Raw genomic sequence first — 18,946 nt, forward strand, 5'->3', positions numbered from 1 at the left:
TTAATTCACCGTGATAATCTTGATAATCTTAATTTAATGATTTAAGCGTCAATAGTGACTAAGTAGACATTATCGGCAGATTTCTATTACTTATTTAACTTTATTTTACCAGAACATAGCAGATGCATAACCAACTACTGCACTGTAATCTCCAGTTAGATCTCCACTCGTTGCGTATTTCAATACTTCTGCATTTTGGGCCCCTAACCCTTTTGAAGCAATAATAGTCGATGCTACAGGACCATAACCACACATCGTAACGTTAAGGTCTAACACTCTTTTCATCATTAGTTTTTCATCCATCGATTCTATTGCGTCCAGAACCTGTTTGTCATTTTTAGCTGCAATATTTTGTGGCTTGTAATGGGTCATATCTGAACTTGCGATTATTCCAACAGAGGTTCCAAGGACTTCTGCTGTTTTTTTTATGGAATTACCTATATCATAGGATGTTTCAAGATCCTGAATCCACATGGTTACCGGGACAATTTTGAAATCATCACTGAAATACTGTAAAAATGGTAGATGCACTTCACAGCTGTGCTCCTGGATATGAGAAGACACATCAAAATCAATGATTCCTGCATCATTAATCATTTCCTTTGCAAATTCCGCATCTATTTCTACATTTCCCAGGGGAGTTTCCCATTCTCCTTCCAGCATTGTTGATATGCCTGATCCAAGTCCAGTATGGTTAGGACACAGAATCACGAATGTTTCTGGAAATCCATCTTCTACGATCTTATAGTAAGAATGTGCTGCAATTGGCCCGGAATAGAGGTAACCTGCGTGAGGCGCCATTACTCCCTTTATTTCCCTTTTATTACCCATATTTGGGATTTTTCCGGGACCCAATTCATGTTTAAAGCACCATTCTATTCTGTTTTTTAAAGACTCAGGATTACTTTCATAAAAAACGCCTGCAACTGCAGGTTTTCTTATCATAAAATCACTGCCTCTTTTGTTTTTAAACTCAATTTTGGTTAACATTTACAACTTCAATTGAGTTAATTTTTACTCAATTCAGCTTACACATCTTAAAAATACCAGAAAGTTTTGATTCATAGGATTTGTAAGCTGCCAAATCGGGGATTATAACAAATTATATTCCTCGATTTAAATTCGAAATATTCTCGAAAAGACATAGATTTTAGCTGAACGCTGTAAATCTATGATTTTAATCTATAGTTTCTATGATTTTAATCTATAGTTTAAAGATTAAATTTTTAACTCAAAATCAGCTGGCTGCATTTCGAGTTCTTCATCTTCGCCTAATGCTCCTTTTGCTCTTAACATCTGTCTAGCAAGTAACCAGTAGACAAGTGCAATAGCTTTTCTACCTTTGTTGTTTACAGGCAGCACTATATCCACATTTCCAAGTAAGTTTTCTGTATCACAGAGCGCGACAACAGGTATTCCTATTTGTTTTGCTTCAATAATTGCTTGTGAATCTGATCTTGGGTCTGTTACTACAAGTACTTTAGGTTCTATAAATTTAGCGTAATTTGGATTGGTTAAGGTTCCTGGTATGAACCTTCCAGGTATTGTTTTTGCTCCGGTGAGCTTTCCAAATTTCTTAACAGGAGCCTGACCATACTGCCTTGTAGACACAACTAATAGGTCATCAGGGTCGTATTTTGCAAGGAATTTTGCTGCTGATACTATTCTATCGTTGGTTTTCCTTACATCCAAAACATACAGACCATCTGCTCTTACTCTATATATGTATCGTTCCATATCTTTAGTTTTTTGCTGAGTTCCAATGTGTAAACCTGCTGCTAAATACTTGTCTAGTGGAATTAAAAGTTCTGACAAATTAATCACCTCAATATTTCAAATAATTTAAAATTTTTTATATTTTTTAAAATCTAGTAGTTTTTTAGCTGTTAAACCAGCTTTTCCTAATAAAACGGATGATTATTCATCATCCTCAACTTCTACTGCCTCATTAGGACATACATCCATGCAGACTTCACATAAGCTGCATTCTTCCTTATTTACAATAACTATTTTGTCCCCTTCAATTATAAGGACTTCCATTGGGCATACGTCGACGCATTCTGCGCAGTCTGCACCGTCGCATTTATCGTGATCGATAGTTATTTTAACCATATGTATCACCTTGTGTTTAAATATCTGCCATTTTTGGATTGATCATCTCTTCTTCAATTCTGATAAGTTCGTTAAGTTTTGCGATTCTTTCCCCACCTAGGGCCCCTGTTTTGATTATTGGACTTGCAAATCCAACAGCTAAATGAGCTATTGTTTCATCTGTTGTTTCACCAGATCTATGTGATACAACTGGTACATAACCATTAGCCTTTGCAAGTTTAACTGTTGCATAGGTGTCGCTTAATGTTCCTATCTGATTTGGTTTTATGATGATCGAATTTGCAGCACCTACATCAATCCCTTCCTGAAGAATTTCTGCATTGGTTACAAACAGGTCATCTCCACAGATAAGGCATTTGTCCCCTGATTTTCGGGTAAGTTCTGCAAATGCTTCAAAATCGCCTTCCTGTATAGGATCTTCAACATAAAACATGTTATAAGTATCAATGATTTCTTTAACAAAGTCTATCTGTTCACCAATATCTCTGCTTACGCCTTCTCTTTCGTAAACATATTTAGAACCGTCCCACATTTCACTTGCGGCCATGTCAAGGCAAGGCTTTATTTCAATTCCAAGTTCATCGCCTACTTCTTCACAGGCTTTTGCCTGGATTGAGAGGGCTTCTTCATTAGTAAGGTTAGGTGCCCATCCGCCTTCGTCTCCTTTTCCACCAGTGAAAGTGCTGTCTTTAGCTTTTATTAATGAACCAATTTTTTTATGAACGCTTGAGTTTGCAAACACTGCTTCAGTTATATTTTCTGCCCCTACTGGAAGGACTAAAAATTCCTGAATATCAGGTGCATTTTTACCGGCGTGTGCCCCACCATTTATCATATTTCCTAAAGGATATGGAATTTCATTTTTGGTAATTCCTCCCAGGAATTTGTAAAGTGGCAGGTTATAGGATGCAGCGGCAGCCTTTGCAGTTGCCATTGAAACAGCGACTATGGTGTTACCACCTAAAGAAGATAGGTTATCAGTACCATCTATTTCTTTTAAAACCATATCTATATCATTTAAATCTTCGGCATCCATTCCAATAAGCTCAGATGAGATAACGTCTTCAACTTCACTTATTATTTTATCAACACCGCCTTCCGGAAATGCTGTAACTTCGCGTATACCTGTACTAGCACCGCTAGGCGCTGCAGCTCTTCCAAAACCATTCCATGTTAAAACATCTACTTCTACCGTTGGGTTTCCCCTACTATCTAAAATTTTTCGTACACGGACGTCTTCAATAATACTATCCACAAAAACACCTCTTCATAGATGATAGGTTATCAGTACCACCTATTTCATTTAAAACCATATTTATCATTTGAATCCCGCAAAAATTGCAAATTTTTGCAGGCCCGAAAATCTATCGAAATCTCTCAAAATTCGAAGAATTTTGGAGCCCTCGAACATGTCATGTTCGGGGCGTCGAAAGCGTTGCTTTCGACAGCACGAAAAACAGAGTTTTCCGTAATCTTTGATTTTCGCGGTTTCAGCGCCTATTCCAAGTTGTGATAAAAGTATGCATTCATTCCATTTATCATTTTACCAATGCAACTCTCAGTATGCTGTAATTTCATAAAATAGTGGTTATTTTCTAATACCAAGAGGAATTACGCCTTTTTTAAGTTCTAAACTTGCAATATCTATTGGATCAAGTGACCCTTCAACTTCTATTAATGGTTTTGCCCCCATTGATAACTGGAGGGCTCTTGCACCGACAATTCTTGCTTTTTCAAACCTTGTAAGTTCTTCAGATGACATAACATCTTCTCCTGATTCAATACTGAACCTTTTAATTTTATAAGAGAATTTCTATTAACTTATCGTATGTTATTATAATTTTTACCATCACTCAATTTTAAAATCTCGAAAAATCATGGCGTAAAAAATCTATGATTTTTTAAGGTTCTGTAGGTTTTTAGAAATTCGCTTAAGTTAATGGGGCTGCCGAGATTTGAACTCGGGTCGCCAGCATTCCGGTGTGACCATCCCCGATCCAGTTGAAAAAATATTATTTCATAGAATTGTTGATATTTAGTTCAATGGCTGGGAGGATGGACCAAGCTACCCTACAGCCCCTCACCATACTTCAACGTGAGCTATTAACATTCTTCTACAACAATACTTAGAAATTCCAAGATCATCAAGAACTTCTTTTGGGTTTTCTCCGTCTTCTACCCTTTTTTTGTATTCATCAAAAAAAGCAGAGACAACTTTACCACAGCTTATACATCGTATAGGAATCATGTTTTACCATCTTTTTAGTTTTTAATAAATTCCTTGTATCTGTAAAATTACAGAAATTATGTTAATATAAACATTTTTTCTGTATATTACAAATCATATTTTAATATTATAGTTTTTAAATAAATCCTTTTTTATAAAAAAATAGGAAATATTTAAAATATTTTAGAAAATACAAGTATTTTCTAACTCCCCAAAAATCGAAGTTAGAGAAAAATGTTATCAAAATCGGAGATTTTGATACAGCGAAAACAGAGTTTTCGCATGCTACGCATTTTTCTATACTTGAGGAAATGAAATTTCCTCAGCCACAAAAAACCACAGGTTTTTTGTAGGCGTCAAAAATCGTTGATTTTTGACAGATTTTTGCGGATTTTTAAATCTTCTTGCATTTAATATGTAAAATATAACGGTTTTTTTTTCGGGGCAAGAAGATTAAATAATAGATTACCTGTAACTTTTCTGTCTTCTAGCTCTGGCCCCTCTTCCACCATACTTTTTAGGTTCGGATCTTCTAGGGTCACCAACAAGCATAGTTCGATCATACTGAGTGAATTTTTCTTTTAAATCCATGTCACTTGTCCACTGTATGAGTCCTTTTGCTATGACCATACGTGCAGCTTCAGCCTGTCCCATTACTCCTCCACCGACAACTTTAACATCGATATCGAGGGTGTTGACGATGTCTCCAGCAAGTACTAATGGCTCTGTAATTTTGAGTCTTGCAAGTTCTGGATCGTAAAGTTCAACTGGGCGTTTGTTTATTCGGATTCTTCCTTTTCCTTCTCTGAATTTACCCCTTGCTATTGCAGTTTTTCTTTTTCCGCTTGTGTGAATTACTTTTTTCATATTAACACCTATACCTCAAACTTCGCTCCAAGTAACTTTGAGATGGTTCCAAGTTCGATACTTTTTTTAATATTTTTAGGCATTGCTTCTTCTAATTTAAAGATTTCAGCATCTGCAAATTCTCTTGGGATTCCTACAAAGACTTTAAGACCTTTGAATGCTTCTCTTCCGCTTGTTTTCCTGTAAGGTATCATTCCTCTTACAGTTCTTCTAAATATATCATCAGGTCTTCTTGGGTATTTTGGCCCCATTTTCCTTGGATTTGATATACTTGCTCTGTCAACTCTTTGTTTGTACCTTGCATATGCCCATTCTTTTGTGCCTGAAATTAAAATTTTTTCGGCATTTAAAACTACTACACTCTCACCATTTAGAAGCATCTTGCTTACTGTACTTGCAAGTCTTCCCATAATGAGTCCTTCGCCATCTATAATCATAAAAATACACCTTTTTTACTCGATTATCCTTATTTTATTTCCCTTTGGATTTTCATCGAGAATTTCTGAGATTCCTAAACATTTACCGCCAGCAGCATCTATTTTCTCTTCAGCTTTTTTTGAGAAAGTGAGTGCTACCACGTTAACTTTATGGTCCAGTTCACCACTTCCAAGGATTTTTCCAGGGACTATGATGGTTTCATCTGGAGATGAATGTCTGTTTATTTTAGATATGTTAACTTCTGCATACCTTCGCCTTGATCTCTCAAGCCTTTTTGCGATATCTTTCCATATACTGACATCTTCCTGGTATGACTTCTCTTTAAGGTTCCCTATAATTTCTGTGATTTTCGGATTTGTCTTTGTAAGTTTCATTTAACTTCCTCCTTTAGAAAATGCCACAATTTTTTCTGATTTATCCTTCAGGATATCACATGCATTTACTAAAACTTCTTCAGGAGATAATGACCCGTCTGTTTCAATTTTAAATATGAATTTACCTTCCTGTGATTCAACATGAATTGATTCCTGCTCACATCCCCTCACACAGGTTTTGCACATTGAGCAGTTCTCGATATCTGTGATAATGATTTTTCCTTCAGCCTCATCATAGTCCAGTACATTTCTTGGACATTGTTCCACACATTTCCCACATGCTTCACATGCATCATCGATTGTAATTAAAGGATAGTACTTATATGCACACGTTGTTGTAGGCTGCCATTTGGCGTGTTCCAATCCAATTCCAAGTTTTGCTATAGCTTCAAGTTCTACTTCTTCCCCTTCCCTTAATTTTAGAAGTGGAATTGTATCGTATACTGGTTTTACAGCTTCGTGAGTTGAACTAAGGTCTCTAGAGTATACAACTTTAGGACCTTCTTCTTTTAAAATTAGAGATACACTGCAGCTTGGACAGCCATTTTCGCAGTCACATTCAGATGCCAGTTCAAATGCTTCTATATCTGTTTCAAGTGGTACTAACCCTAATCTATGGGCTAAAACCTCATCAAATAAAGCGGCATCATTTTTAACTATTGCAACTGTTTCTATGGCAAGTGTTGGAACTTCGACAGTGCATATTCTCCTTATCGCATTTATAAAGGAAATATCTACACCATCGACAATAAATGTGAGTTCATTATCATTTTTTTCTCGAACATTTATCTCCATGTTAGACCCTTCTTCCCCGCTTACCTCCAGGTCTTCCTGTACCGTCATGAGGAATTGGGGTAACATCTTCTATTTTTCCTATTCTGATACCAGCTCTTGCAAGAGCTCTTATTGTAGCTTGTGCACCAGGTCCGGGAGTTCTTGGTCCGTTTCCACCAGGGGCCCTTACTTTTATGTGTAATCCAATTATTCCTTTTTCTTTAACGTCGTCTGCTGCTCTTGTTGCTGCTTCCATTGCTGCAAATGGAGATGACTCCTGTCTATCTGCCCTTACAACTTTTCCACCAGACCATTGAGTAATGGTTTCGGCTCCGGTTAAATCAGTTATAGTGATTATAGTATTGTTAAAGGATGAATAAATGTTAGCTACACCCCATTTTTCTTTTTCTGCCATTTTATCACCTTTTTTAGTTATGATTCATCAGTACCTGTTTTTTCAGTTCTTGCTTTGTACTGTTTTTCTACGGGTGAAGCTGGGTAAAATCCTATAAGGTCTTCTTCCCCTCTTTTTATCATGTAGCTTGGTGAATCAACTTTCTTCCCATCTAAAGCTATATGTCCATGTATAACAAACTGTCTTGCTCCTTTTGCAGTGGTAGCAAGTCCTTTTTTATGTACCATGGTTTGTAATCTTCTTCTTAAAATATCTTCTACGGTTAAATCCAGTACATCTTCTAGATTTGCATTTTCTGCTAAAATACCAGAGCGTACAAGGTGATTAATAAGATCCTGTCTTTCCCTAATTGTCTGTTCAGTTAACATACCTAAGAGGTGTCTTGCATCTCTCCTGTATCTTTTAACCATAGTTTCAGCTTTCCATATTTCTTTTTTATTTTTTAAACCGTATTTTTGGGTAAGCTTATTTTCTTCTTTAATCCTATCAGCGTTCCATGGATGAGGTGGTGTATCATATTTTTTTCTTGCTCTTCTTGGATGTCCCATACTATTATCTCCTTTAAACTATAATTAGGCCCTTCCTCTCCTTCTTCTAACACCAACAGATGATCCTTTTCTGAAGGTAGATTTGGTTCTCTGTCCTCTAACTGGAAGTCCAACTTCGTGTCTTCTTCCTTTGTAGCTTCTTGTTTTCTTCATTCTGTTCAAATCTTCCCTTAATGTCATCATAAGGTCAGATTCAATTAAATGACCAGTTTCACCTGTTTCATAATCGTTACGCCTGTTTAACATCCAGTCAGGAACGTTATGTGATGACGGGTTCTTGAGAACTTCTTCAATTTCCAGTACTTTTTCATCAGGTAAGTATCCAATTTTTTGACTTAAGTCAAGATCCATAACAATACCTACTGCTCTGGATAGTGCTTTGCCTACTCCTTTGACATCAGCAAGAGCATTTTCAATGGTTTTATTACCATCTACATCCTTTCTGGCAATACGGACCAAGTGTTTGAATTCTTCTTCCATTATTTGACCTCTAAACTTTTTTATAAGACCAGAATGCCTTACTTCTTCGTTTTCCAGTATAATTTAATTATTTTAAATATTTGTGCAAATTAGGGCAAGATTTTGTATCCAGTATAAGTTTGGACGGGTGAATACAAAGATAAAAAAACTTGCTTTTAACGTCCTCAAACACAGGATGTTTGGGACACAAAATTTTATTTAAATTTTGAGCGCTCTCGAAATCTTTGATTTTGAGGCCTGCAAATCTTCGATTTGCGGCTCAGGAAATTGAAAATTTCTTTCAGCGTTAAAAACCACAGGTTTTTAAACACTCTCGAAAATCTTTTCGAGAAGTCAAAAATCACAGATTTTTGAGCGCCGGGACTGGGATTTGAACCCAGGCGGAGCAAAGCTCCACAAGATTTCCAGTCTTGCGCCTTACCAAGCTAGACTATCCCGGCATCTGATTAATTAGTCTGTAATATAAATTACATGTCCAATTGCTAGACATAAAGTGTATGTTCTTAAACCTTTAAAAGCTTAATGGTTGTATCGGTTGCATAATCCAGTTCAACTTTGAATTTATTTAAAGAATAGTCTTTACTTGATAGCTGAAAACTTGAATATTCATATAAAACTTCTACTTCCACATCTTTGGATATGTTCCAGGTTCCATAAAAACTTTTTTTATATCTATCACTATACCTTTATTTGCTTTATATATTTCCTTAGATGTTTTTAAACTTTCACCTGCTGCAACAAGTTCACCTTTAAGTGTCATAATTGCTACAGTATCATTTTCTTTAATTTTATCATCAAGGCTTATTATTCCACCTGCTGCAAGGTCTGCACCATGACAAACCGCATCAACTGCAGAATCCCTTATGATAATTTTAGGGAGATGTTTTACTGCTAACTCCATAGGAAGTATGCAGTCCCTAATAAAAGATTCATCTCCTTCTTCCTTCCAGATATGATATGCATCAGTTAAATCTTGAAGGGTAGTTAATGTTTCATCCTCTGTAAATGGTCCCGATTTGGTCCTTCGAAGTTCTGCCATATGAGCACCTATTCCAAGTGCTTCACCTACATCATGGCAGTACTTTCGTATATAAGTTCCACCTTCACATCCTATTTTAAAAAGGACATCCTGGCCATCTATCTCAAGGATATTAACATAATAAATATTTCGAACTCTCATTTCGCGCTTTACAGCAGATTTGAGTGGTGGTGTCTGGAAAATTTTTCCCTGAAACTCCTTCAATATTTCTCTTATTTCAGTTTCTGAAATTTCCTCATGCATGTGCATAAGACATACATACTCTTTATCAGCACCCAGCAGCATTTGAATAGCCCTTGTAGCATAATCTATGCCTATAGGTAAAACTCCAGTAACTTTGGGGTCTAAGGTTCCCCCATGACCTGTTTTTTCCACTCCAAGAATTCTTTTAACCCATGAATCGATTTCATGGGATGTTGGGCCTGAAGGTTTATCAAGGTTTACAATTCCTCTTTTTATATGATCTTCTATGGGTCTTTCATCAGGGAAAGTCCCGTAGTCTGGATCAGTTTCACCTTCGGCTTTTATAAGTAAATCTGCCATTAAATAACCTTAAAGTTCCGCGTTTATACACGATTAAGCTGCTGCTTCAAGTTCTTTTTTAATTTCTTCTACGTTGTCAGATTTTACTTCAATGGTCTGATCAACTGGTTCTAAATGTTTTATGTTGCATCTTCTGTTTTTGATGTTTGTTCCAACAACTTCAACAAATTTATCATCTATAACTTCAACTATAACACATTTTTCGCCTGCTTCTCTTCCTGCAATCTTAACACATACTCTTCCTACTTCTATTGCTGGCATGAAATCACCTCTACTACTTTTAATATGATATCAGCGATGCTTAGAGCATTAAAATTTCCGGTATTTATGATGAGGTCATAAATTTCCATGTCATTAATGTCAATACCATGAATCTCATGATATCGTTTTGCTTCGCTATTACTTCTTGAAATTATTTCTTCCTTGACAACTTCATATGGTTTATTTTCCCGCTTGCATATCCGTTTTGTACGGTCATCTATAGGTGCTATAAACCCTACTTTAAGGTCAGCTTCTACAAAATGTGCAGATAGTCTTCCCTCAACAATCAGATTTTTGCTTTTATTCGCCATTTCTGCTTGTCGTTTGTCAATTAAGATATCAATATCATCATTCTCTTCAGCGAACTTACCAAATTCTAAAAGATCCATATTTTTTTCAGCAGCCATCTGGCGAAAAATATCACCGGCTGAGACATATGGAATATCCAGTTTTTTTGATAGTATTTTGGAAGCTGTAGTGGTACCACTCCCAGCTAATCCGCTGATAGTTATAATCATTCTTTCCTTGCCTCTCTCTTAAACACTTTTCGTGCACATTCAGGGCAAAGGTTTCCTCCATAAGGCCGGTTTGGCCTTTTTTTAGATTTTGAAAGTTTGTTTATTTCATATGGTCTGCCCCTTGGGACTCCATGAAGAAACTTACCACATTCTGCACAGATGTGCTTGCTTGGTTTTTTCTTCTTGTAACGTAAGACCGTTTTTCCTCCAGGGGTTTTTTTGAATATTCTTCTGTATGATCTAGATCTGTATCTCAATTGTGGCATATACATCTCTCCTGATTTTAATAATTAGCAGAAAGCAATTAAACAATCTGCATGATCGTGAAATTCACTGAATGAATGTGTTACATTCCTCCAGCACTTTTAAGTCCCATTAATTTCCTGAATACGAATGAAAATCCGAATGCAGCCAGTATATACCATCCAAGCCATTCGATAACCATTCCACTTAATCCTGGCGATAGGTGATAGAACATATGCCAGATAGGGACTAAAAGTATATAGTAAGCAAAGGATGGTAACTGAATTACTATATTATTTAACTGTGATTGAGCCATCCACCAGAACACAATGAGTATTGGGACAAATGTCACTATCATTGGTCTAAATGACATAAGCATCATTTCTTTTTGAAGGCTCATGAACTCCATCTGCTTTTTTTGAACTTTTGCCAATGCTTTTGGATCGTTTGTTTTCCTCGCTTCCACCATCTCTTGATTGAACTCTTTCATCTCATCTTGAAGATACATGAGTCTGTCCTGATCCACAAGAAGCTTGTTTGCAAGTGTGGTCACAAACGAAATTATGGCTCCTATTACAAATACAGCCAAAAATTTATTGGGACCAAAATAATATATTATGGGGTCAAATAAAGAGTTTAACCCTGCCATAATCCATTCTAATACCATTTTGTGTTCCTCTTATTTTAAAACATTAAATTATTTTAAAGTAGTTATCATATTTTCTACAGGTTCTTCAAGCCTGTTGTCATGATTTTCAATAATTTTTACTGTAGCACCAGTAAGTGCTGCGTAAGCCATAGACATTGAACGGTTCATTTCTTGATGGAGCTGTATATCACTTAATTTTTCCATATCTCTTGTTCTCGTTGTGTCGTTGAGTCTCCTCATCAAAATTTCATCGCTATCTGCTTCAATTAATATAAAAATATCTGGCTGAAGTTCGTCTAATACCCATTTTGGAAGTCCAGGTAAAAAACCAGCAGGTGTTTTTATAGTACAGTGAGTATCGACAATAATATTATTATCCTCTGACATCTCTCTTATACTTTTTGCAGCATTTTTCTGAATTTCTTTCTGTACATCAGGGGACAATTTTCTTAAGGCATCTCTATCTTCCACAAGACCCTCTTTTTGTGCAATTTCAAGCATTACATCCCCATAATTAACATGTACATAATCTAAAGCTTCGAGAGCTTTAGTTAAAACTGTAGTGCTTCCGGATCCTGGAATTCCTGCAATTACGCCGACTTTCATATCCATCCCTCTTTAATCTCCTAAGAATTTCCTGAGCATTGGATGCATATCCATCAACTGTTCCTGCGCTATTTCTTCATACAGCCTGTATACTATACCCACTGTTAGGAGAATACCTGTACCTCCACCTAATGCACCTGTTAAATCAGCGCCAAATGCTAAAAGCCCAACGAATGCTCCTCCAAGAACAGTTATACCTGGAATATATCTTTTAAGTATCCTTTCAAAATGAGCCCTACTGCTCCTTTGACCTGGAATCTGCATTCCCATTTGGTGAAGCTGTTTTGCAACCTGTTTTGGTCCTATTCCACTTAATTCAACCCATAGCCATGCAAATACTACACATGATGCAAGGAATACAATAGCATAAATCAGCACTTTTAATGGATCAGTGAGAACTACACTTAGGCTAGTTGGAGTTGTAAGGTAATATGCAACTCCATTTATAGCCTGGCCATTTGAAACCTGTCCAAGAATTGGGAACCCTATCCTTTGGAACACTGAAGCAAACAACTGCACATTCAAAAGGAGTGCACTTGTTAATATAACAGGCATGTTACTTGCATATATGAACCTCAAAGGGTATTTTCCCCTTGCACCTTTTACTCCCCCATATGATAATGGTATTTCAATACGCATACTTTCTGCATATACTACAACTAAAAATACAATGATTGTAGCAAATACTGGAAGTAACAGAGTGAAATCAGGATTTCCAGTGGTTATTAAATATATAAATTGCGGAATTTTTCCGGCAGGTACTCCTGGTGAAGTTGCAGATGGAAGGAAGTTAAATGCACTTACCAGTATTTGCTGGGATACTCCAGCAACAATGAAAAGCCCTACTCCACTTCCAAATCCCCATTTAGACACAACTTCATCCATGTAAATTATGGCGATTCCACCAAGAGTTATCTGTGCTATAAGAAGAACTGTAAATGAAGGATCTGATGGTGGAACAGCACCAACAAAAACAAACGCAGCTGCTTCAAACAGTGTGAATACAAGAGCAAGGAGTTTCTGAGTTCCTTGAAATAAAGCTTTATCCTCATGTCTCGAAAGATCCAGATTCAGTATCTTTCCCCCAACAAGAAGCTGAAGTATAATGGACGCTGAAACTATTGGCCCTATACCCAGTGTAATAATTGAACCAAAACTACCCGCCATTACAGCTCTTAATGCTCCAAATTGATCAACAGCCGCGGAACTGAGCCCAAAAAGGCTGATGTTTGAGAGGACAAAATATAATAGAAGAATTATACCTGTCCATTTAATCTTATCTCTAAAAGACAGCCTTTGTATAGGCGATCTGACCTGAGGAATTATTGAAAAAATTGGTTGTAGCTTTTCAAGCAAGAAATTCACTCCTTAGTTTAATACTCGTTTAAAGAATTACTACTTCCCCACCAGCTTCTTCTATCTTTTGAATTGCTAAACTGGAAAATTTAGGTGATTTTATAATTAAAGGCTTGCTTACTTTACCTTTTCCTAAAACTTTGTTGTAGCCAAGGTCGGTGATGTCTATTTCAATAGCACCGTTTTTATTTGCTGCTAAGCCCTGTTTTACAAATTCTTCTGATTTTTCATCTAAGTAGTCTAAGTTTACTGGAGCGAATTTGAAGATACTTCTTTGAGGTCTTTTAAATCCATATTTTCCAAAGTGTTTAGGATCGAATTTGACAGTCCATGTCCATTTACTTTTGTGAAGACCAGAGTTTCCTCTTCCACCCCTGTGACCGGCTCCTCTTCGTTTTTTAGAAGATCCACCACCCACAGTTCGTGAGCCCCTCATTTTCCTTATTTTTCGTGTCCTTCTTATCATAATATAATCCTCCCTAATAGGTTAGATCATCTTTTTGATGAGATCCCCTATTTTTTCCCCTCTGTAACCTAAGGTTCCAGATTCTGCAAATGTCTTTTTAAGATCTTTATATCCTTTCCTTGGAGGGTGAAGTCTAAATAATGGTTTTATCCCACTGTCTTCCAATTTAGCACCAGATTCTACTATTGCTTTTGAAAGGTCTTCTATTGAGGAAAAGTCAGTGTTTTCCTTAACATACTCTTCAGTGAGTTTAACATTACCAGGTAATTTTCCTCTTTTTGATATAAGACTTGTTACTGAGTCTGCGTCAACTTCGCCCCAGGTTATGTAATCTTTAGCTTTTTGAAGCATTCCCTGATAACTAGGGGTGTCTTCAATTAGAACTGCGTGATTAATTCTGGTAAGCTTTAGCATTTTAAGTGTTTCTTCAATGTCTTTTCTGATTCCTGTCCTGCCTCTTACTCTTATTGCTGCAATCATGTTATCACCAATTATACTGCGACTCCAAGACTTTTAAGGTCGGATTTCCTTGCTTTAACTCTACTCAATTGTTTTAAAGCATCGAAAACAGCGTTTGCGAAGTTTATAGTTGTTTGAGTTTGTCCCATTGTCTGAGACCATACATCGTATATTCCTGCAAGTCCGAGGATAGTTTTTCCAACATCTCCTATTGCAAGACCTACTCCACCAGGTGCTGGGATTAAAGTTACTCTTACACTACCACTTTTTCCAGATACTTTAAATGGTACTGTGTGTTCTCTTCCACAAACACATCCCCAGTCACCACAGCCTCTTCTTACTTTGATTATATTATATTTAGCATTGTCAACAGCTTTTCTTATTGCAGGACCTACTTCTTTAGCTTTACCTTGCCCTAAACCTACATATCCTTTCTTATTTCCAACTGCGACAATAACCCTGAAATTAACTTTTCTTCCAGATTTGTGCATCCTCTGAACGAGATTTACATCCATTACTTCTTCTTCTAAATCTGGTAGGAGAGTGTTAACAATTTCAAGCTCCATGATTGGAAGGCCTTTTTCCAAAATTTCATCTATATCAGTTATTGTGCCTTCCTTGACCATACGTCCCAGATTGGTTTTTGGTTCCCATTCTTCTTTATTATAGTTCATCCTGATACCTCATCATTTATTTTTTGTTTAATCTTTCCAAAATGGTCAGGGAGGTCTTTTGGGGATAATCCATTTTTAATGTATCCTGAAAATCTCTTGTTGAGTTCTTCATCAGTTAAAGATTCAGCGTACTGTGCTACATGTTCCCCAGCTATCCTCTCATCTGAAGGTAAAATTGCACTACCATGAGGAATGTCAAGTCCAGCATCTACTGCACCTTTAAGTACTGCAAATATGTTTGTACCTTTGGTAGGTGACCTTAAACCGATGTCTAAAACAGCTTTATCTATGCCTTCATTTAACGCTTTTTTCCCACATAAAAATCCAGTTAGATATGCTGCAGAAGTGTTTTTAGTAGATCCGAGCCATCCCATTTTTTTAATTTCATTGGAATGTGCTGAAATTACAGTTTCATCCCCTTCTGGAGCAACTTTAACTATCTGTGATATTACATGATTGTTAGTGATCCTTACAACCAGTCGTAATTTATCTAATTCTATGAGTTTTAATCTTGCTCCATAATTAGTTTTACCTTCTTTCCTTCTTTTAAAAGCCACTTTGTATCTTGATCCTTGTGCCAATTAAATTCCTCCTTATTTACCTAAGCAGACCATGATCCCTTGCATAGGTTTTCATGTAGGATTTGCTTCTGAAAGCGCCACCTTTTGCCATTTTATAGAGCTTTCTGTAGGTAGTTTTATTAATCTCCCTATTATTTCTCATATCTTTTAGATCAGTTCTTAAAGCACGTATAGTAGTCATCCAAGCTTCTTTCTTTGGATTTTTAGCTCCTTTAGCTCCTTTTGTACTACCATGGCCTTTTCTTCTTCCTTTTTTCTTTTGTGCAGCTATCTTTTTTGACCTATAGCTGCTTATGCCTTTTTGTGGTTTTGCCATTATAGCTTTATTATTTATTAGTTGTTTTACACTTTCTCGAGTTATGGCTCTTGATACTTCTTCTGTCCTTTCAGGATCTATCCATACCCTGTTTTCCCCGACTTTGAGTATATCTGCAGCCAATCTTTTTTGAGTAGTAAGATTCATGAAGAAACCTCCATTTCAACCGTTCAAATTCATGGTAGAACTTGATTCCAAACACTGAGTGTCCCCGGTTGATCAAAACTCTTTACGAGTTCAATAAATTTAATTTGCAAATGCAAAAACGTCAGTAAATAATACTGACTTTAAGTACTTTGCATTAAGTACTTAAATTCCCTTATTTAGAATCTTGATTCCTAGTTCTTTTGCCCGTACAAGCATTACTTCTTTTTTCCTTTTTCCAATGGTAGAACTAATTCTACCTGCTTGTGTAGCTGGGTCCAGGTTTTCAAGTTCTTTCATATTGCAGACAAGCACATCCATATATCCGGAAGGGTGGAGTCCTCTTGTCGCTTTTGGAGATCCGTAACCTATTGCAGGCATTGCAGGTTTTCCTTTTTCGTATCTTCGGGTTTTACTGGTTTTTCCTTTAGGTTTCCTCCATTTATCTCCGAGTTTTTTGTATCTAAACCATTCCTGCCTTTTGAAATCTGGTTTTTTCATTTTGTCACCGCCTTATTCCCGACTTACAAAGTATATTCCATCCTGGAATACCCTTGGATCTCTTCCCTTTATTTTGGTAGCCTGTTCAAGGTTAGCCATAGTCTGTCCAACATCTTCTTTGTTGATACCTGTGACTATTACTTCTTCACCTTTTACCTGAACTTTAGCACTTCCAACAATTTTTGCTGTCCTAGGATACCTTTCACCAAGGAAGTTTTCTATGGTAACTTTGTCCTTGCCAGCTTTTACAGTCATAGGGAAGTGAGCATAAACTATTTTCATGTTATAAGTAAATCCGTCTGTTAATCCTGTTATCATGTTGCTGATATGGGACCTTATAGTTCCAAGCATTGCTTTATCCTTTTTTTTAGGAAAATGAGCTTCTAATACTACGTTACCATTGTCCTTTTTAACTACAACATTAGGATAGTTAAATTTCCTTGAGAGCTGTCCTTTTGATCCTTTTACGGTCACTTCATCTTCTATAGTGACATCTATACCCTCAGGAATAGGAATTTCTTCTCTAAGGACTACTGCTTCAACCATTTTATCACCTAAATTTAGTAAACATATACTAAGAGCCTGCCACCAATTCCCTTGTCTTTGGCCTCTTTGTGAGTCATGATTCCTTCAGGTGTTGTGAGGATCATAATTCCAAAGTTTTTAGATGGCAAGTACCTCTTTTCAAATTTTTCAAATTCGTCCTTTTTAACGGCGTGTCTTGGCTTTATTACACCGCACTTGTTTATATTTCCTTCAAGTTCAACTATGAACTGTCCAGCTTTGTTATCATCGACAAACTCAAATTCGCCGATATACCCTTCTTTTTGCATTGTTCTTAAAACACGCCCTATCATTTTAGATGCGGGTGAAATTTTACATCTTTTATTTCCCTGCATTTCATTGTTTCTCATGTTAGTAAGCGCGTTTGCTAGAGGATCCATAAGCACAATTAACACCTCTTAATTATATTTTTTAAACCCAATTTTAGGGGCGATTTCTCTGAAGCACTGTCTGCATAACATGAGCCCGTATCTTCTAACGAGTGCAGAATGATCATTGCATCTGCTACACTTTCTTGATGCTTTTCCGTATTTTCTTGGCAAATTAATCACCTTTAGTTAATATTTTAACCTGGAAATTTTCTTCCATAAATTTGATAGAGTCTTCTTTAGTGACTTTATGTTTATCTGGAACTTTTCTCCTCTGTATTTTCCTTCGGTTTATCCTGTAACCTGGTTTTTCGAAGGTTATGGAAACATCCATTCCAAATATACCAATATCTGGATCATAACGCATTCCAGGAATATCTATGTGTTCGTGTATTCCAAATGAAAGATTGCCTTGAGCATCAAATTGAGTTGCTCTTATCCTTCTTTCAATACCTTCCAGTACCATTTTAATAGCTTTATCAGCTTTTTCACCACGCAGTGTAACTTTACATGCGATAGGCTGCCCTTTTCTGATACCAAATTCAGGGTTTGTAACTTTAGAATAAGTACGTACAGGTTGTTGGCCTGTTATGCTTGATAATAATTTTTCAGCCCTTGCAAGCCTTTCTCCACTTTCACCGACACCTATGTTAACGGTTGCTTTGGCTATTTTCACTTCTTCCATAGGGTTCATCTATTTACCTCCAGGAAGTGCAATTGCTGGTTCTTCTTTACCGATTACAAAAACGTAATCTTTTAAGGTAAGGAAAGTTTTTTTATCTTCAGTTTCCATTTCAACAGTGTTAGGCATTGAAGATTTAGTTATGTTAATTTCTTTTATTCTACCAATTTCACCAGTGTGTTTACCACCAGTTATAAGACCTATATTGCCTTTTACAAAGTCAATACTGTCTGTTATTTCCTGTTCTGGAACTTTAAGAATTACTACATCCCCAACTTTGTATCCATTGTCTACAATATGATTTCTTCCATCATGGAGGTTGAGTTGAGTTTTTCCTCCAGATATGGTGGTTTTTTCTGTAATTTTGCAGAGTTTAAAATCTTTATTTTCTGCAACAATGGAGTGGAGTGTTAACCTTCCTTTTTCATCAGGTAAAACCCTGTAAACTTTTTCAGATTTTGGAATTTCAATTACATCCATAAATCCAACAGGGAACTTGTAATCTTTTCTTGCTCTCCCATCTACAAGAATTTCACCGTTGTTTATAATTCTTTTTGCTTCCCTTGCGTTATCAGCAACGCCGAGGATATCACGAACTATAAGGAGTAAAGGTAATGATCCTTCTATAGCATGTGGACCTGCATTTGGTTTGGTGGTCCATTTATTTTCTTTTGGATGAATTGGCCAGTGTTTTGGTGCTTTGAAACGTTTAAGATGTTTTCTTGATCCCATTATTGCCAT

General features: G+C 36.5%; 32 protein-coding genes and 2 tRNA genes. All 34 read right to left on the bottom strand.

What is annotated here, in order from left to right; all coding sequences use genetic code 11:
- Positions 1 to 105: 105 nt before the first annotated feature.
- The 34 genes from amrB to ASJ80_RS13535 all read right to left on the bottom strand — a co-directional run bounded on the left by amrB (position 106) and on the right by ASJ80_RS13535 (position 18,946).
- Positions 106 to 945: an AmmeMemoRadiSam system protein B gene (gene amrB / locus ASJ80_RS13375; protein ID WP_069583002.1), complete on the bottom strand. Its 840-nt coding sequence runs from the start codon at positions 943 to 945 to the stop codon at positions 106 to 108.
- Positions 946 to 1,218: 273 nt separating this feature from the next.
- Positions 1,219 to 1,815: a 30S ribosomal protein S2 gene (gene rpsB / locus ASJ80_RS13380; RefSeq protein WP_069582864.1), complete on the bottom strand. Its 597-nt coding sequence runs from the start codon at positions 1,813 to 1,815 to the stop codon at positions 1,219 to 1,221.
- A gap of 102 nt (positions 1,816 to 1,917) precedes the next feature.
- On the bottom strand, positions 1,918 to 2,112 hold the full coding sequence (locus ASJ80_RS13385; RefSeq protein ID WP_048079975.1) for a 4Fe-4S dicluster domain-containing protein: 195 nt from the start codon (positions 2,110 to 2,112) through the stop codon (positions 1,918 to 1,920).
- A gap of 16 nt (positions 2,113 to 2,128) precedes the next feature.
- Positions 2,129 to 3,367: a phosphopyruvate hydratase gene (eno, locus tag ASJ80_RS13390; protein WP_069582865.1), complete on the bottom strand. Its 1,239-nt coding sequence runs from the start codon at positions 3,365 to 3,367 to the stop codon at positions 2,129 to 2,131.
- A 333-nt stretch (positions 3,368 to 3,700) separates the two neighbouring features.
- Entirely contained in the window at positions 3,701 to 3,874 is a 174-nt protein-coding gene (locus ASJ80_RS13395) for a DNA-directed RNA polymerase subunit K (RefSeq protein ID WP_095652103.1), read from the bottom strand.
- A 178-nt stretch (positions 3,875 to 4,052) separates the two neighbouring features.
- A tRNA-Pro gene (locus ASJ80_RS13400) sits at positions 4,053 to 4,192 on the bottom strand.
- Positions 4,193 to 4,360 (bottom strand): DNA-directed RNA polymerase subunit N, encoded by a 168-nt coding sequence (locus tag ASJ80_RS13405; RefSeq protein WP_048079978.1) that lies wholly within the window; start codon positions 4,358 to 4,360, stop codon positions 4,193 to 4,195.
- Between the two features lie 444 nt (positions 4,361 to 4,804).
- Entirely contained in the window at positions 4,805 to 5,206 is a 402-nt protein-coding gene (locus ASJ80_RS13410) for a 30S ribosomal protein S9 (RefSeq protein ID WP_069582867.1), read from the bottom strand.
- Between the two features lie 8 nt (positions 5,207 to 5,214).
- Entirely contained in the window at positions 5,215 to 5,643 is a 429-nt protein-coding gene (locus ASJ80_RS13415; protein ID WP_069582868.1) for a 50S ribosomal protein L13, read from the bottom strand.
- A 15-nt stretch (positions 5,644 to 5,658) separates the two neighbouring features.
- Positions 5,659 to 6,018 carry a 50S ribosomal protein L18e gene (locus tag ASJ80_RS13420; protein WP_069582869.1) on the bottom strand — a complete coding sequence of 120 codons (360 nt, stop codon included), beginning with the start codon at positions 6,016 to 6,018 and terminating at the stop codon, positions 5,659 to 5,661.
- Positions 6,019 to 6,813, bottom strand: a complete 795-nt coding sequence (locus tag ASJ80_RS13425) for a DNA-directed RNA polymerase subunit D (RefSeq protein ID WP_069582870.1) — start codon at positions 6,811 to 6,813, stop codon at positions 6,019 to 6,021.
- Between the two features lies 1 nt (position 6,814).
- On the bottom strand, positions 6,815 to 7,207 hold the full coding sequence (locus ASJ80_RS13430) for a 30S ribosomal protein S11 (protein ID WP_069582871.1): 393 nt from the start codon (positions 7,205 to 7,207) through the stop codon (positions 6,815 to 6,817).
- A gap of 17 nt (positions 7,208 to 7,224) precedes the next feature.
- Entirely contained in the window at positions 7,225 to 7,755 is a 531-nt protein-coding gene (locus ASJ80_RS13435; RefSeq protein ID WP_069582872.1) for a 30S ribosomal protein S4, read from the bottom strand.
- A 24-nt stretch (positions 7,756 to 7,779) separates the two neighbouring features.
- Positions 7,780 to 8,235 (bottom strand): 30S ribosomal protein S13, encoded by a 456-nt coding sequence (locus ASJ80_RS13440; protein WP_069582873.1) that lies wholly within the window; start codon positions 8,233 to 8,235, stop codon positions 7,780 to 7,782.
- Positions 8,236 to 8,590: 355 nt separating this feature from the next.
- Positions 8,591 to 8,675 (bottom strand) — tRNA-Ser (locus ASJ80_RS13445).
- A gap of 63 nt (positions 8,676 to 8,738) precedes the next feature.
- A complete protein-coding gene (locus tag ASJ80_RS17710) occupies positions 8,739 to 8,864 on the bottom strand; it encodes a hypothetical protein (protein WP_255360672.1) in 126 nt (41 codons plus the stop codon).
- A complete protein-coding gene (locus tag ASJ80_RS13450) occupies positions 8,855 to 9,817 on the bottom strand; it encodes an RNA-guided pseudouridylation complex pseudouridine synthase subunit Cbf5 (protein WP_069582874.1) in 963 nt (320 codons plus the stop codon). The genes ASJ80_RS17710 and ASJ80_RS13450 overlap by 10 nt, the downstream gene beginning before the upstream one ends.
- A gap of 33 nt (positions 9,818 to 9,850) precedes the next feature.
- Positions 9,851 to 10,078 (bottom strand): 50S ribosomal protein L14e, encoded by a 228-nt coding sequence (locus ASJ80_RS13455; protein WP_048079987.1) that lies wholly within the window; start codon positions 10,076 to 10,078, stop codon positions 9,851 to 9,853.
- Positions 10,066 to 10,596 carry a (d)CMP kinase gene (cmk, locus tag ASJ80_RS13460; RefSeq protein WP_069582875.1) on the bottom strand — a complete coding sequence of 177 codons (531 nt, stop codon included), beginning with the start codon at positions 10,594 to 10,596 and terminating at the stop codon, positions 10,066 to 10,068. Before cmk ends, ASJ80_RS13455 begins: the two co-directional genes overlap by 13 nt.
- Positions 10,593 to 10,862 (bottom strand): 50S ribosomal protein L34e, encoded by a 270-nt coding sequence (locus ASJ80_RS13465; RefSeq protein WP_048079989.1) that lies wholly within the window; start codon positions 10,860 to 10,862, stop codon positions 10,593 to 10,595. Before ASJ80_RS13465 ends, cmk begins: the two co-directional genes overlap by 4 nt.
- A gap of 80 nt (positions 10,863 to 10,942) precedes the next feature.
- The gene (locus ASJ80_RS13470; RefSeq protein ID WP_069582876.1) at positions 10,943 to 11,506 is read right to left on the bottom strand and encodes an EMC3/TMCO1 family protein; all 564 of its coding nucleotides are present in this window, start codon (positions 11,504 to 11,506) and stop codon (positions 10,943 to 10,945) included.
- 30 nt (positions 11,507 to 11,536) lie between these two features.
- Positions 11,537 to 12,094: an adenylate kinase gene (locus ASJ80_RS13475; protein WP_069583003.1), complete on the bottom strand. Its 558-nt coding sequence runs from the start codon at positions 12,092 to 12,094 to the stop codon at positions 11,537 to 11,539.
- Positions 12,095 to 12,106: 12 nt separating this feature from the next.
- The gene (gene secY / locus ASJ80_RS13480; RefSeq protein ID WP_069582877.1) at positions 12,107 to 13,450 is read right to left on the bottom strand and encodes a preprotein translocase subunit SecY; all 1,344 of its coding nucleotides are present in this window, start codon (positions 13,448 to 13,450) and stop codon (positions 12,107 to 12,109) included.
- A gap of 28 nt (positions 13,451 to 13,478) precedes the next feature.
- Positions 13,479 to 13,916: an uL15m family ribosomal protein gene (locus ASJ80_RS13485; RefSeq protein ID WP_069582878.1), complete on the bottom strand. Its 438-nt coding sequence runs from the start codon at positions 13,914 to 13,916 to the stop codon at positions 13,479 to 13,481.
- 21 nt (positions 13,917 to 13,937) lie between these two features.
- Positions 13,938 to 14,396 (bottom strand): 50S ribosomal protein L30, encoded by a 459-nt coding sequence (rpmD, locus tag ASJ80_RS13490; protein WP_069582879.1) that lies wholly within the window; start codon positions 14,394 to 14,396, stop codon positions 13,938 to 13,940.
- 11 nt (positions 14,397 to 14,407) lie between these two features.
- Positions 14,408 to 15,049, bottom strand: coding sequence for a 30S ribosomal protein S5 (gene rpsE / locus ASJ80_RS13495; protein WP_069582880.1), 642 nt, complete (start codon positions 15,047 to 15,049; stop codon positions 14,408 to 14,410).
- Positions 15,046 to 15,630: a 50S ribosomal protein L18 gene (locus tag ASJ80_RS13500; RefSeq protein WP_069582881.1), complete on the bottom strand. Its 585-nt coding sequence runs from the start codon at positions 15,628 to 15,630 to the stop codon at positions 15,046 to 15,048. The genes rpsE and ASJ80_RS13500 overlap by 4 nt, the downstream gene beginning before the upstream one ends.
- Positions 15,631 to 15,646: 16 nt before the next feature.
- Positions 15,647 to 16,093 (bottom strand): 50S ribosomal protein L19e, encoded by a 447-nt coding sequence (locus tag ASJ80_RS13505; protein WP_069582882.1) that lies wholly within the window; start codon positions 16,091 to 16,093, stop codon positions 15,647 to 15,649.
- Between the two features lie 162 nt (positions 16,094 to 16,255).
- Positions 16,256 to 16,591, bottom strand: coding sequence for a 50S ribosomal protein L32e (locus tag ASJ80_RS13510; protein WP_069582883.1), 336 nt, complete (start codon positions 16,589 to 16,591; stop codon positions 16,256 to 16,258).
- Positions 16,592 to 16,603: 12 nt separating this feature from the next.
- The gene (locus ASJ80_RS13515; protein ID WP_069582884.1) at positions 16,604 to 17,137 is read right to left on the bottom strand and encodes a 50S ribosomal protein L6; all 534 of its coding nucleotides are present in this window, start codon (positions 17,135 to 17,137) and stop codon (positions 16,604 to 16,606) included.
- 14 nt (positions 17,138 to 17,151) lie between these two features.
- Positions 17,152 to 17,544, bottom strand: coding sequence for a 30S ribosomal protein S8 (locus ASJ80_RS13520; RefSeq protein WP_083240879.1), 393 nt, complete (start codon positions 17,542 to 17,544; stop codon positions 17,152 to 17,154).
- Positions 17,545 to 17,553: 9 nt separating this feature from the next.
- A complete protein-coding gene (locus ASJ80_RS13525) occupies positions 17,554 to 17,706 on the bottom strand; it encodes a 30S ribosomal protein S14 (RefSeq protein WP_176720184.1) in 153 nt (50 codons plus the stop codon).
- Complete coding sequence (locus ASJ80_RS13530; protein WP_069582886.1) at positions 17,699 to 18,217, bottom strand: 50S ribosomal protein L5; 519 nt, start codon at positions 18,215 to 18,217, stop codon at positions 17,699 to 17,701. The genes ASJ80_RS13525 and ASJ80_RS13530 overlap by 8 nt, the downstream gene beginning before the upstream one ends.
- A complete protein-coding gene (locus ASJ80_RS13535) occupies positions 18,218 to 18,946 on the bottom strand; it encodes a 30S ribosomal protein S4e (RefSeq protein WP_069582887.1) in 729 nt (242 codons plus the stop codon).

It is taken from the genome of Methanobacterium bryantii, from assembly GCF_002287175.1.
GTDB lineage: Archaea > Methanobacteriota > Methanobacteria > Methanobacteriales > Methanobacteriaceae > Methanobacterium_D > Methanobacterium_D bryantii.